Source organism: Stenotrophomonas sp. A3_2, assembly GCF_036624925.1.
GTDB classification, from domain to species: Bacteria; Pseudomonadota; Gammaproteobacteria; order Xanthomonadales; family Xanthomonadaceae; genus Stenotrophomonas; species Stenotrophomonas hibiscicola.
Genome location: NZ_JAZKVY010000358.1, coordinates 326935 through 340383, shown reverse-complemented (window position 1 = coordinate 340383; position 13449 = coordinate 326935). Strand labels below are relative to the sequence as shown.

The window sequence follows — 13449 nt, the reverse complement described above, 5'->3', positions numbered from 1 at the left end:
GTAGCAGTGTCATGCGAACGGCGTGATGTCATTCGCATTTCGAACTCAAGTGAAAGGAATTTGTTGCTTGGCCGTATCGACGCCAGCAGTCGATCAATGAATCAGAGGTTGGCATGACACACCGTCTCCCAGATGTTGAAACGAGAATGCGAAGGCAGCCGACGTTGTGGGACGTTGCGTTTGCTGTCAGGGGTACCATCCTGCCCAGGATCGCATTGCATCTACTACTGATTAGCATTGTGACCGCAGGAGCGGTGCTCGCATCAACGGAGCATCCAGGAATCTTTGCTCGCTTCAGTGCCGTTCCGTTCACGCTCATTGGCATCGCACTTTCCGTATTCATGAGCTTTCGAAACAACGCTTGCTATTCCAGATGGTGGGAGGCGAGGCACCTTTGGGGCGACCTGGTCATAGCGTGTCGTTCGATAGCCCGACAGACGACCCTGCTCGATCCAAACAGCCGAGCACAGATCCTGCGAGGCCTGTGTGGCTTCAGTGCTGGCCTCTATTCTCGACTGCGCCGGGCCGACGAAGCCCATGCGATCGCACCTTGGTGGGATATTGGCAAAGCATCACAAGGCCCGAATCCGACGGACGCTGTGCTCCAGGGCATTGGCTTGAAGCTTGCCCATCTGGCTCATGAGGGAAGGATCGACTCGATTCAGTACTCGGTGCTGGATAAGCAGCTTGCCAGCTTGGCTCGTATCCAGGGTGGGTGCGAGAGGATACTCAATACTCCGATTCCATTCTCGTATTCGCTGCTGCTTCACCGGACTGCGATCGTATTCTGCACAACGCTTCCTTTTGCGCTGGCAGGAACGTTGGGGTGGTGGACCTTTCTACCGGTACTCATTGTGGCGTACACGTTTTTTGGTCTGGATGCGCTGGGCCGTCAGCTGGAGGAGCCATTCAGTGCCGCACCGAACGCGCTCCCGATCTACTCAATGCAGAGGACGATCGAGACAGAGCTAATGTCTACGCTGGCTCTGACTGCGGTCGATCACGAGTCGGTACAGCAGCCAGGTAGGGAGGGGTGAGGCGTGATCGGAGGGCGGTGGGTGCACTTCTGAGGCCGCTCCGGCATGTAACGATGTGCCAGCTCATGCTCTAGCGCTAGTCAGGCATGGATTGCCAAGCTCACCTGAAAGGAACTCGCCCAAAGATAGCATTCGTACAGCCCCCTTGATTCCGTTCGCACATATGGGATGGAATCTGTGAGACGGGAATAGTTCCTCTAACGATCAAGAATGAGCCAGTAGGAGCGTAAGTGATGTCAACAGATATGTTCGTAATGCATTCGGATCATACGCCGGCCGGGGATCAACCCGAAGCGATTGCCAGGCTAATTGCTGGCATCGAGGAGGGAGCAACACATCAGACCTTGAAGGGAATTACAGGGTCAGGGAAGACCTTCACGATGGCCAATGTGATCCATCGGCTGAAGCGACCCACGCTCATTCTTGCGCCAAACAAGACGTTGACTGCTCAGCTCTACGGGGAGATGAAGGCGCTGTTCCCCGAGAATGCCGTGGAGTATTTCGTTTCCTACTACGACTTCTTCCAGCCAGAGGTCTATATCCCAGGTAGCGATCGTTACATCCAGAAAGACTCAGCCATCAATGATCACCTTGAGAGGCTTCGACTATCGACTACGAAGTCTCTGATAGAGCGTAGAGACGTGATTGTTGTCGCTTCGGTGTCCTCAATCTATGGACTCGGGGACCCACAGAGCTACCGGGATCTGCAGGTTGAGCTTGCGCTTGGAATCGAGCTGGATCAGAGGGACTTCCTGCGTCGGCTTGCATCGCTTCAGTACGACAGGACTGAGCGGACCCTGAAGCGTGGCACGTTCCGTGTGTCTGGCGATGTGGTCGATATTTTTCCCGCCGACTCTGAGTACAAGGCAATTAGAGTAGAGCTCACGGATGAGGGGCGAGTGCAGTCGCTCACCTGGATTGATGCGATTACAGGGAAGAAGCTTGGCGATGAGACGCGCTACCTCGTTTCTCCAAAGACTCTTTTCGCAAGCCCCAAAACAGAAATCAGTGAGGCTACGAAGTCCATCCTCAAGGATCTGGAGGCCAGGGTGGCGGAGCTCAACGCATCTGGTCGAATCGTTGAGGCAAATAGGCTTTACGAGAAGATCACGAACGACGTGGAGATGATGAGGGAGCTGGGCTATTGCTCTGGCATGGAGAACTACTCCAGTTACCTGAACTCAAAGCCGTCAGGAGCTAGGCCGACGACGCTCATGGACTACCTCCCGAAGGATGGCCTGCTATTTGTTGACGAGTCGCACGTCATGGTTCCTCAGATCGCGGCAATGTTCAGGAGCGATCAGAGCAGGAAGGAGACTCTAATCGAGTACGGGTTCCGTCTACCTTCGGCGATGAACAACAGACCGCTTAGCTTCTCTGAGTTTGAAGCCATCAAGCCTCAGACGATCTTCGTTTCGGCTACGCCTGGGGCCTATGAGATTGGTAGATCCAAGGGAAGATTGATTGACCAGCTCATCAGGCCCACTGGCTTGCTCGATCCGCTGGTAGAGGTGAGGCCGAGGGAGGGCTACAGGCGCGATCTTCTGTCAGAGATCGCCCGTTGTGTACGAGAGGGCGACAGGGTCTTGGTGACCACGCTGACAAAGGTGTCTGCTGAGGAGCTGTGCGAGTTCCTCGAGGATCAAGGGGTGCGTGCGAAGTACATGCACTCGGATATCAAGGCAGAGGATCGAGTTGAGATCATCAATGGGCTGAGGGCTGGCGAGTTCGATGTGCTAGTGGGCATCAGTCTGCTGAGAGAGGGACTCGATATTCCTGAGGCCTCTCTGGTCGCTATCGTTGATGCGGACCAGGCGGGCTTCCTTCGGTCGAGCCAGGCCCTCATTCAGATGATTGGACGAGCCGCAAGAAACTCGCGCGGTAAGGCGATCATGTATGCCGATACGATCACCAGTGCGATGCGGCAGGCCATTTCTGAGACTGATGACAGGCGACAGCATCAGATCGCGTTCAATGAGGAGTTCGGCATCACCCCGTCAACGTCTCGCGGAATGTTGGGATCAACAGAGGCTCGCCCTGACCGGTCGCAAGCCCATTCAGCGGAGTTCTGCGCCAACCTAAAAGATCTCTGTGATCGAATTACATCAAAGGAGCGACAGCTTCTGGAGCTCTCTGATGCCGGGGACGAGGAGGAGATCGAGTTCGTCAGGCTGGAGCTAGACAAGCTATACCGCCAATTCATCTACATGTAACCACTCTTTCGAGTGGTGGGGCGTGGCTCCTGCAGGAGCCCGCCTTTTCTGGTGTGCGGGTGGGGCGAGAGGGGCCTGTCACTGGCCTCTGGCGGCGGCTCGAAATCAGGTGCAGACTGAGTCAACGGAGCAAAAGACCCTCCCAGATTGCTAGCTTGCATACTATCGGGGAGTATAGTATCGTTCCCTCATGTGATACGTACAGGTGCGCAATGCCTCACAGCCCTCGGGAGAAAAAGCAGGCCCTTACCCGTGTACGTCGGATCAGCGGACAGGTGGCTGCATTGGAGCAGGCTCTGGAGAGCGGGGCGGAATGTGCTGCAGTACTTCAGCAGCTTGCTGCTGTGCGCGGGGCGGTCAATGGTTTGATGGCGACGGTTCTGGAGAGCTATCTGCGTGAAGAGTTCCCGCATAGCGACACGCACACCGACTCTCAGAGGAAGTCGATTGACGAGACCATCTCTATTGTCCGCTCCTATCTCCGTTAGTCAGTTCGCAGCATTGCTTGATGGCGCTAGTACTAAGTAGAGGAGGCAATCTATGGGTGTCCGAACTACTTCTTTTTCAAGTAGAACCCGCCATTCCTAGCCCCTTCGTGGGTTAGGGCGTCACGACTAGGACGTTGAGGCCTTTCCAGGAGGCTCCAGGGCATGCTGGATGATGTCAGTCGAGTTGCGCCTGTCTGTATTTCTTGGAGCGGGCATTCTCGGCCGGCGTCGTTGACTTCGGCATCTGACTGAGTCATGGCAGGCCCATTGAAGTGAGCTTCCAGCCTCGTTGCGGCCCCCATGCGGTCCGCGCCTGGCTTGGAAGGTGGGAGAGCAAGGGCCTGCGATCTATGCGGTGCTGTCCTCCCCGCTTGTTGTGGCTCCCACTACCGCCCTACACCAGAGCCGGTTCCACCACGCGGCCTTTCGCTGAGCTATCGCACAAGCAAGTGATAGGCCTCCCGTGAGCGGTGTTTAGAAGATCATCCATTCTTGAGGCTATGTATGAATGACCCATCCGGCCTGAGCCAAGCTGCAGGCACGCCAGCGGAAGGCTACGTATATGGGATGCCGGCGCACGCGGACCGCCGCGCCGCCGTTGAGGAAGTCCATGCGCGACCGCACCTGCTCACCCAGTCTCCGCGAAGCCTTCTCCAGCTCTCCTTCATGACAGAAGGGGACATGAGTCGAGATCGTGCCGCGATTGACGATCTGTCAGGTCGTATGGGGGCTGCAGTCGAGGATCACACCACACCTCATCACGCGCTTACGTGGAATGAGGGTGATCTGCACTGCGAGAAGCACACTGAGTTCTCTTCCTACCTCTGGAGCGCACCACTGAGCTCAGAAACAGGTGAGCCTTGTGGGGACAACCCGTTTAGACAGGGATTCAAGCCGCCAGGACCCGTGATCTCGGCTGTTAGCGTCAGGCTTTTGCCTTGGACCGCGGAGGCGGAGAAGGAAATAGATTGCTTTGATCCCGTCAGCCGCTGCTATTCGCTGGTTGAGAACGGTGCCGCGGCCATTGTGACCGACTTCCGGCAAGACGAGGAAGGGCTAACCCACATGCTCATCCTTGATCGTGACCTGACTCCGGCGCGGGCAGGAGCGCTGGCGCAACGACTGCTCGAGGTCGAGACATACCGAACGCTTGCCCTGCTAGCGCTACCGCTGACTCGCTCCATGACGTCGAATCTTCGTCGCATGGAGGCGCGTCTGGCTGCAATTACTGAAGAGATGCGCAGGGCCTCCGGTGGACGTCGTGACAGTGACGTACTCCTCTCGGATTTGACCAGCCTGGCTGCAGAGTTGGAGGCGGACGCCGCGGCAAATCTCTATAGGTTTGGTGCAAGTCGGGCTTACTACGAAATTGTTGAAGAGCGACTCGATGCGTTGGCCGAGGATCAAGTTGCCGGCTATAGCACCTGGGCGGACTTCTTGTATCGAAGAATTGCACCGGCCATGCGAACTTGCCAGTCCGTGAAGGAGCGGCAGGGCAAGCTCTCAGACAAGTTGACGCGCTCGATCTCGCTTCTTCGGTCGTGGATTGATGTTGAGCTCGAGCGGCAGAACCGCGATCTACTGGCGTCCATGAATGATCGGGCGAAGGTTCAGCTGCGCCTGCAGCAGACGGTGGAAGGTTTGTCGGTGGCCGCCATCTCGTACTACGTCGTAAGTCTTCTCGCATACCTGCTCAAGGGTTTGCCTGGGACGCATGACATCGCAGCAACCGTCACTGCGATCTTGGTTCCCGCTGTATTGCTGCTGATTTGGTGGATTGTCCGAAGGATCAGGCATGCACACGGTGACTCGGCTATCGAAGACAAGGCCTAAAGCCTGGCTTAAGGCCACATTCGATTCGCGATAGATGGCCTATCAAATTCAATTCTGAGGAAAGAACAATGGAACGCATTGAGCGTCACGCAAGCTTCGGTGGATGGCAAGACGTCTACCAGCATGAATCATCCAGCCTTGGCTGCACCATGAAGGTTGGAGTCTATCTCCCTCCGCAGGCGTCCAGCGGCCCGGTACCTGTTCTCTACTGGCTCTCGGGCCTGACGTGCACAGAGCAGAACTTCATCACCAAGTCTGCAGTGCAGCAGCTCGCTGCTGAGCATGGCATTGCCATCGTTGCTCCGGATACAAGTCCGCGCGGAGAGTCCGTCGCGGATGATCCGGCTTACGATCTCGGCCAAGGCGCAGGGTTCTACGTTAATGCCACCGAGGCACCGTGGTCTGACCACTACCGCATGTATGACTACGTTGTAAGTGAGCTGCCTGCTCTCGTTGAGAAGAACTTCCCTGTTAGCCAGGCTCGCTCAATTAGCGGCCACTCAATGGGCGGCCACGGTGCCTTGGTCATCGCTTTGCGAAACCCAGGTCGCTATCGCAGCGTATCCGCCTTCTCTCCGATCGTGGCACCTACTCAGGTTCCTTGGGGCCAGAAGGCGTTTTCGGCCTACCTGGGGGGAGATCAGGAGCAGTGGCGGCAGTATGACGCCGTGGAGCTGATCGCAGATGCAAAGGAGCGCCTGCCCCTGCTGGTGGATCAAGGGCTCAGCGATGATTTCTTGCAGAATCAGCTCCGCCCCGAACTGCTTCAAGATGCATGCGCCAAAGTGAATCATCCGCTCTCGCTGAACCTTCGCGATGGTTACGACCATAGCTACTACTTCATCTCCAGCTTCATTGCCGATCATCTCAAGCACCACGCATCGGCGCTGAACACCTAACCAAGGAGTGCTGCCGTGATCAAGACCTCCAGAAATCGTCATCAAGTTGTGATCGTTGGGGCGGGCTTCGGCGGACTGGAGGCCGCCACGCACCTTGAAGGAGTGGATGTCGATGTAACAATCATTGACCGGCGGAACTATCACTTGTTCCAGCCGCTGCTCTACCAGGTAGCTGGTGCGTCACTGTCACCGTCGGAGATTGCATGGCCGATCCGCTATCTGTTCCGTGACCGCCCCGAGGTGAGGACCCTCATGGCGGAGGTCGAGGGTGTGGATAAAGCTGCCCGCCAAGTGATCCTTCAGGACGGCACTCGATACCCTTACGACACCCTTGTGCTCGCTACGGGAGCGACACATGCCTACTTTGGGCATGACGAATGGTCGAAGTACGCTCCAGGCCTGAAGAGCCTGGAGGATGCAACAACCATTCGAGGCAGGATCCTGAGCGCGTTCGAACAAGCGGAGCTCTGCAATGATCCCGAGGTTCGAGAAGCCCTTCAAACCTTTGTGATCATTGGTGGTGGGCCTACAGGTGTCGAGCTTGCCGGAACCATCGCGGAGCTGGCGCGAGGCACGCTGCAGGATGACTTTCGGTCAGTTGATCCCAGCAAAACCCGGGTATTTCTCATTGAGGCGGGTCCGCGGCTGCTTCCCGTCTTTCCTGAAAAGCTCTCCGAGTACACGAGGCGCGCCCTCGAGAAGCTTGGGGTATCAGTTTTGTTGGGGGCACCTGTCACAGAGTGCGCCTCTGATGGGGTGATGCTCAATGGCAAGAAGCTGGCGGCATCCACAATCGTCTGGGCAGCCGGAGTTCAGGCGTCTCCAGCCGCACGTTGGCTCGACACCGAATCAGATCGGGCGGGGCGCGCAATCGTCGGCCCTGATCTAACGGTGCCTGGTTCCCCCAACATCTTCGTGATTGGGGACACTGCTTCATCAGCCACTGCGGACGGAAAGACCGTTCCTGGAATCGCGCCTGCGGCCAAGCAACAAGGCAAGTACGTCGCGGGCCAGATTGAAGGGCTGATAACAGGGGCGCGGAGGACCGCTGCGTTCAAGTACCGGCACCAAGGCAACCTCGCCACGATTGGACGCAGCCTTGCAGTAATCGATATGGGGAAGCTAAAGCTGAGCGGAGGAATCGCATGGTGGATCTGGAAGCTCGCTCACATCTACTTCCTTATCGGAGTGCGAAATCGCCTGAGCGTCGCAATGAGCTGGGTATGGAATCACAGCGTTGGATACAGAGGAGCTCGCATCATCCTCCGTGATAAAGCAGGCAATGCCACAAGCGGCTCATTGGATGGGAAGCTGAAATAGGGGCCAAGAAGCTCCGAATGCATACTCGCAACTGACTTCCCGAAGGAGAACACCTTGGCAGATCTATTCACAGCGAAACCAAGGGCACCACTGGCCGAACTGCTACGACCGAAGTCTCTCGACGAGTTCGTTGGGCAGCAGCACCTGCTGGGGCCAGGGAAGCCTTTGCGTCTTGCCTTTGAAGCAAGAAGTCTGCACTCCTTCATCATGTGGGGCCCCCCGGGCGTCGGTAAGACCACCCTGGGGCGCCTCGCAGCGATGGTGACTGACAGTCACTTCATTGCGATCTCCGCCGTACTTGCCGGGGTAAAGGACATCAGGCAGGCCATTGATGATGCGCGGGCCGAACTCGACGTACGCGGTCGCTCCACGGTACTTTTCGTCGACGAAATTCACCGGTTCAACAAGGCCCAGCAGGATGCGCTGCTACCTCACGTTGAGTCAGGGCTACTCACACTGGTGGGTGGCACAACAGAGCATCCAGGACTGGCCGTTAACTCGGCGCTGCTTTCGCGCGCGCAGGTGTACACACTTGAGCCTCTCTCTGACGCAGATCTTGAGAAGCTCTACGAACGCGCCAGACCTCACTTGCGAGGCGTTGACCTCTCCGATCCCGCATTGCAGCTGCTGAAGGGCTTCGCTGATGGTGATGGCCGCAGATTCCTGAACCTTCTCGAGCAGGTCTCAACTGCGGCCTCTGAGAAGCGGGTGGAAGAGGTGGATCTTGAGTTTGCCAAGCGCTCCACTAGCCCGTCACTGCGCCGATTCGATAAGGGCGGGGACGAGTTCTATTGGCAGCTCTCCGCGTTTCACAAATCACTGCGTGGCTCTGACCCCGACGCCTCCCTCTACTGGCTAGCGCGCATTCTGGATGGGGGCGGGGACGTGAGCCAGGTCACACGTCGAATGATTGTTATGGCAAGCGAAGATATCGGAAATGCTGATCCGGGCGCTCTGCACTTGGCCATCCATGCTGCGCAGGCGTATGAGCGACTTGGCTCTCCTGAAGGTGAAATTGTCTTGGCCCAGGCTGCGACCTATCTGGCGCTCTCCCCCAAGTCGAATGCGTCCTATGCCGCTTGGGATCTAGCAAGGGCCTTCGTCAAGGAGCACGGATCATTGCCAGTTCCCATGCATCTTCGGAATGCTCCAGCGAAGCTTATGAGGCAGATGGGGTATCGACAAGCATATCGCTACGCGCATCATGAGCCAGACGGCTACGCAGCTGGACAGACGTACCTGCCGGAGGGTGTGGAGAGGCCGAACTGGTATCGGCCCACTGATCGGGGAGCTGAGCGCGCCTTGGCTGAGAGACAGGCATGGCAGCGAGCCTTGGATGAAGAGGCATCGCAAACCGAAGCCGAACCCTCTTCCGGCCAGTGATCCAGCTGAACTTAACGTCTACAACCTACAGAGAGATGCACATGCCAAACGCCACGTTCGGTGAAGCTTCCTGCAGTGTCGCAGCAAGCGGCCTTGTAGAGGTGCGCGGTGCGCGTGAGAACAACCTTAGAGACGTTGATGTCTCAATTCCTCGCAACGCACTGGTCGTCTTTTCCGGTGTATCCGGTTCCGGGAAGTCATCTCTTGCATTCGGGACAATCTATGCGGAAGCTCAAAGGAGGTACTTTGAGTCCGTTGCTCCCTATGCTCGACGCCTAATCGATCAGGCAGGCGTCCCTGATGTTGACTCCATCGATGGACTCCCGCCGGCAGTAGCGCTGCAGCAGCAGCGTGGTGCCAGCAATGCGCGATCTTCGGTGGGTAGCGTCACCACGCTATCCAGCCTCATTCGTATGATGTATTCCCGCGCGGGAGCATATCCGGCTGATCAGCCTATGCTTTATGCCGAGGACTTCTCACCCAATACTCCCCAGGGCGCATGCGCGACCTGCCATGGCCTTGGCCATGTGTACGAGGTGACAGAGGCCCTCATGGTGCCGGATCCAAAGCTGAGCATCCGTGAGCGTGCCATTGCTTCGTGGCCACCTGCATGGCACGGGCAGAACCTTCGCGACATTCTGGTGACGCTGGGCTACGACATTGATAGGCCTTGGAAGGACCTTCCCAAGAAGGACCGCGATTGGATTCTGTTTACCGAGGAGTCGCCCACTGTGCCGGTCTATGCTGGGTTCACGCCGGCGGAGACGCGTGCGGCCCTGAAGCGTAAAACTGAGCCGAGCTACATGGGAACCTTCACTGGCGCCCGTAGGTATGTCCTGCACACGTTTGCTAACACGCAAAGTGCCCTGATGAGGCGCCGCGTATCGCGATACATGGAGGGTAAGCTTTGTCCCACGTGCCATGGCAAGCGGCTTAAGGCAGAGTCGCTGTCAGTGACATTTGCGGGTGTGGACATTGGTCAATTCATGCAGATGCCTCTTGACCAACTGGCGTCCCTGCTCGAGCCCATTTCTCGAGGAGACTTCAGTGCTCATGCTGGCGGGGGCAAGGCGAACAAGGAAGCCACCCGTCGTGATCGCGCCGATAGGGCGGCCAGTGGGCGGGCGGTCCACGCGGTGTCTCCTGACGTCCGCCGCACCTCAGCGCTGTCGGAGGAGAAGCGCCTGGCCGCGCAGCGCCTCGCTAGTGGAGTGATGAGCCGAATCAGTCAGTTGCGTGGCCTTGGGCTTGGCTATCTAACTTTGGATCGCGCTACGCCGACATTGTCCGCTGGCGAGCTGCAGCGATTGAGACTCGCCACGCAGTTGAGCTCGCTGCTCTTTGGCGTGGTGTACGTGTTGGACGAGCCGTCGGCAGGTCTTCATCCCTCCGACAGCCAGGCTCTCTATGACGCCTTGGACCGCCTCCGCGACGGTGGTAATTCCGTATTTGTTGTGGAGCACGATCTGGAGCTGATGCGCCGTGCCCAGTGGTTGGTGGATGTTGGGCCTGAGGCGGGAGAGCGGGGCGGCAAAGTGCTCTACAGCGGAGAGCCGGATGGTCTTCGTGACATCGACGAGTCACGTACCGCGTTGTACCTCTTTGACAAGGTCCCGCCCCCTAGTGGCCAAGAGCGTCAAGCGAGTGGTTGGCTGGAACTTCAGGGCATCCAGCGTCACAACCTGAAGCGCATTGATGCGAAGATACCTCTGGGCATCCTCACCGCGGTGACCGGGATTTCGGGATCGGGCAAGTCCAGCCTCGTCGCCCAAGCGTTGCCGGAGTTGATGATGCTTCAACTTGGCCACGAGCCTGAAGACGACGCGGTGGAAACGGGGGCAGCAGACGGGCCAACCGTCATCGAGACGACAGGGGGACACCTCGGCGGAGATGTCGATGCTATTCAGCGTCTCGTCCAGGTTGATCAGAAGCCAATCGGACGGACGCCGCGATCGAATCTCGCGACTTACACCGGCCTTTTCGATCATGTTCGAAAGCTGTTTGCCGCAACACCAGATGCGCGGCGTCGACGTTACGACGCAGGTCGATTCTCCTTCAACGTGGCCAAGGGACGTTGTGAGACGTGCGAAGGGGAGGGATTCGTGAGCGTCGAGCTGCTGTTTATGCCTAGCGTCTATGCACCGTGCCCAACGTGCCACGGTGCGCGATACAACGAAGCTACGCTGAAGGTGCTTTGGAACGGTAAGAACATTGCAGACGTTCTGCGGATGACTGTCGACGATGCACGTGAATTCTTTGGCGATGAGGACGCGATCGCTCGCCCACTTCAGTTGCTGAAGGAGATTGGTCTTGGATACCTTCGACTGGGCCAGCCGGCTACCGAGCTATCGGGTGGTGAAGCGCAGCGCATCAAGCTGGCCACAGAGCTTCAACGGAGCCAGCGCGGGCGGACACTGTATGTCCTGGATGAACCCACTACGGGCCTCCATGCCTCGGACGCGGATAGGCTGCTTGTGCAGCTCCAGCGGCTCGTTGATGCCGGCAATACGGTGGTCATGATTGAGCACGACATGCGTGCCGTTGCTCAGGCGGATTGGGTAATCGACGTGGGTCCAGGTGCCGGTGATGCGGGCGGGCAGATCGTGGCGGCAGGAACTCCAAAACAGGTCGCTCGCGTGAAGAGAAGCCGTACCGCCCCCTTCTTGGCTGAGGAACTCGCCCGCGCGGGTTGACCCGACGCTCTTTTGGCCACCATGAGCGTCCCTGGCGCTCATGGCGGCCAGATCCCGTATCAGAGAGCGGCCAAGCGACTCGGCGTTAGCGCTTCCCTGCTTTGGGTGGCGTTAGGGCCGAGGTGGGGGAGGGCGCCATCTGCGTAAGGCTCGGTAGTGCTCCGACGGCGGAATGGAGTGCATCGAAAACTACTCTGACGCGAGGTGAGACTGGGCCGCGTTGAGGCCGATAGACGTACAAGCCCCACGGCGCAGGATCGAATTCTTCCATCACACGCTGCAGAACACCTGACTGAATGAGTGGGGCAGCCATGTAATCAGCAAGTTGGGCAAACCCCAAGCCCGCAATGACCCCTGCCATCTCCATGTCGGCATTGTCTGCAATGAAGACCGGTGCTGTCGGCGCCACCTGTACGCCTCCAGCCAAGTACCAGGGCCAGGGCCTGCCTGTATTGATGTCCACCGACGCAACCAGTGGAAACCGCGAGAGCTCGCTAGTCTCCGCTGGTGCTCCGATTCTCTCTACAAGTGCGGGGGAGCCAACGACGTGCAGTCGCATCTCTCCTGCCTTCTTCGCAATGAATCTGCTATCACGCATGAAGCCGACGCGGATTCCGACATCGATCCCTTCATCGACAGCGTCTGCAACCCGATCGCTTAAGCGAACGTCCAAGACAATTCCCGGGTGACTTTGGGTCACTGTATCCAAGGCGGCAAGAACTGCCCTGGAGCCCATGCTGTGAGGGGCACTAATTCGGACTGTGCCCTCAATCTGTGAGGCCGTCGCCTTGGTTCGCGGGCGCCACAGCTTGTCTAAGCCCTCAAGCGCCGGCCGCAGCTGATGTAAGAGGTCCTCCCCAAAGGCCGTGATGCGAACCTGGCGTGTGCTTCGGTGGAACAACAGCTCCCCGTAATGACTTTCAAGGGCCTGTATCGCTCGGGTGATGGCCTGAGGAGAGCTTCCCAGTCGAACAGCGGCCTCACGAAAGCTCGGCGCCTCAGCCGCGGCCCTAAACGTCTTTAGAAGATCCAGCTCGCTGTTCATCTTAAGGCCCTGTGGTCGTTGGGCTCATATTATTCCATTTCAGGGAATTATGAAATCCTATCAATTCCATATACAACAATTCTTCAGGTCTCCAGAATTCCTCCACACCCTCACCTGACCGGAGAACCTGATGAGCAAGTTCAACTACATCGAAGAGTACTACCAGGCATTCAACCGCGGTGATCGCGACGCGATGCTCTCGATGCTCACTGACGACGTTGTGCACGATCTAAATCAGGGGAATCGCGAAGTAGGGATCGACGCATTCCGCGCGTTCCTGAGCCGCATGGATTCCTGCTACAGCGAGCAGCTTCACGACATCGTGGTGATGTACAGCAGCGATGGTGCGCGTGCCGGCGCGGAGTACGTGGTGCACGGACTCTACCACCACACGGACGAAGGTCTCCCTGCAGCTGCAGGGCAGATCTATGTTCTTCCCGGTGGCGCGTTCTTTGACATCCGTGATGGAAAGATTGCGCGCGTTACCAACTACTACAACCTGGAGGACTGGATTTCCCAGGTCCACAAGGCGCCCTGA

10 protein-coding genes are annotated in these 13449 nt (G+C 57.8%); 9 read left to right on the top strand and 1 reads right to left on the bottom strand.

Features of this window, described 5'->3' with window-relative positions; genetic code table 11:
• Positions 1-113 precede the first annotated feature (113 nt).
• From R5H29_RS20735 to R5H29_RS20700, 8 genes are all read left to right on the top strand, one after another.
• The gene (locus tag R5H29_RS20735) at positions 114-1037 is read left to right on the top strand and encodes a bestrophin family protein (RefSeq protein WP_258014416.1); all 924 of its coding nucleotides are present in this window, start codon (positions 114-116) and stop codon (positions 1035-1037) included.
• Positions 1038-1270: 233 nt separating this feature from the next.
• Positions 1271-3250: an excinuclease ABC subunit UvrB gene (gene uvrB, locus R5H29_RS20730; RefSeq protein ID WP_332329748.1), complete on the top strand. Its 1980-nt coding sequence runs from the start codon at positions 1271-1273 to the stop codon at positions 3248-3250.
• Between the two features lie 212 nt (positions 3251-3462).
• On the top strand, positions 3463-3738 hold the full coding sequence (gene frmR, locus R5H29_RS20725; RefSeq protein ID WP_017354484.1) for a formaldehyde-responsive transcriptional repressor FrmR: 276 nt from the start codon (positions 3463-3465) through the stop codon (positions 3736-3738).
• Between the two features lie 504 nt (positions 3739-4242).
• A complete protein-coding gene (locus tag R5H29_RS20720; protein WP_180855149.1) occupies positions 4243-5571 on the top strand; it encodes a DUF3422 family protein in 1329 nt (442 codons plus the stop codon).
• A 68-nt stretch (positions 5572-5639) separates the two neighbouring features.
• Positions 5640-6470 (top strand): S-formylglutathione hydrolase, encoded by an 831-nt coding sequence (gene fghA, locus R5H29_RS20715; protein ID WP_180855147.1) that lies wholly within the window; start codon positions 5640-5642, stop codon positions 6468-6470.
• 15 nt (positions 6471-6485) lie between these two features.
• Positions 6486-7790 (top strand): NAD(P)/FAD-dependent oxidoreductase, encoded by a 1305-nt coding sequence (locus R5H29_RS20710; RefSeq protein ID WP_180855145.1) that lies wholly within the window; start codon positions 6486-6488, stop codon positions 7788-7790.
• Between the two features lie 54 nt (positions 7791-7844).
• Positions 7845-9173, top strand: coding sequence for a replication-associated recombination protein A (locus R5H29_RS20705; RefSeq protein WP_180855143.1), 1329 nt, complete (start codon positions 7845-7847; stop codon positions 9171-9173).
• Positions 9174-9214: 41 nt separating this feature from the next.
• Positions 9215-11866, top strand: coding sequence for an excinuclease ABC subunit UvrA (locus R5H29_RS20700; protein WP_180855141.1), 2652 nt, complete (start codon positions 9215-9217; stop codon positions 11864-11866).
• Between the two features lie 85 nt (positions 11867-11951).
• Here the strand turns inward: R5H29_RS20700 and R5H29_RS20695 are convergent, their stop codons facing one another.
• Entirely contained in the window at positions 11952-12911 is a 960-nt protein-coding gene (locus tag R5H29_RS20695) for a LysR family transcriptional regulator (RefSeq protein WP_180855139.1), read from the bottom strand.
• Between the two features lie 130 nt (positions 12912-13041).
• On the opposite strand from R5H29_RS20695, the gene R5H29_RS20690 reads away from it, so the two are divergent.
• Positions 13042-13449 carry a ketosteroid isomerase-related protein gene (locus R5H29_RS20690; protein ID WP_005413338.1) on the top strand — a complete coding sequence of 136 codons (408 nt, stop codon included), beginning with the start codon at positions 13042-13044 and terminating at the stop codon, positions 13447-13449.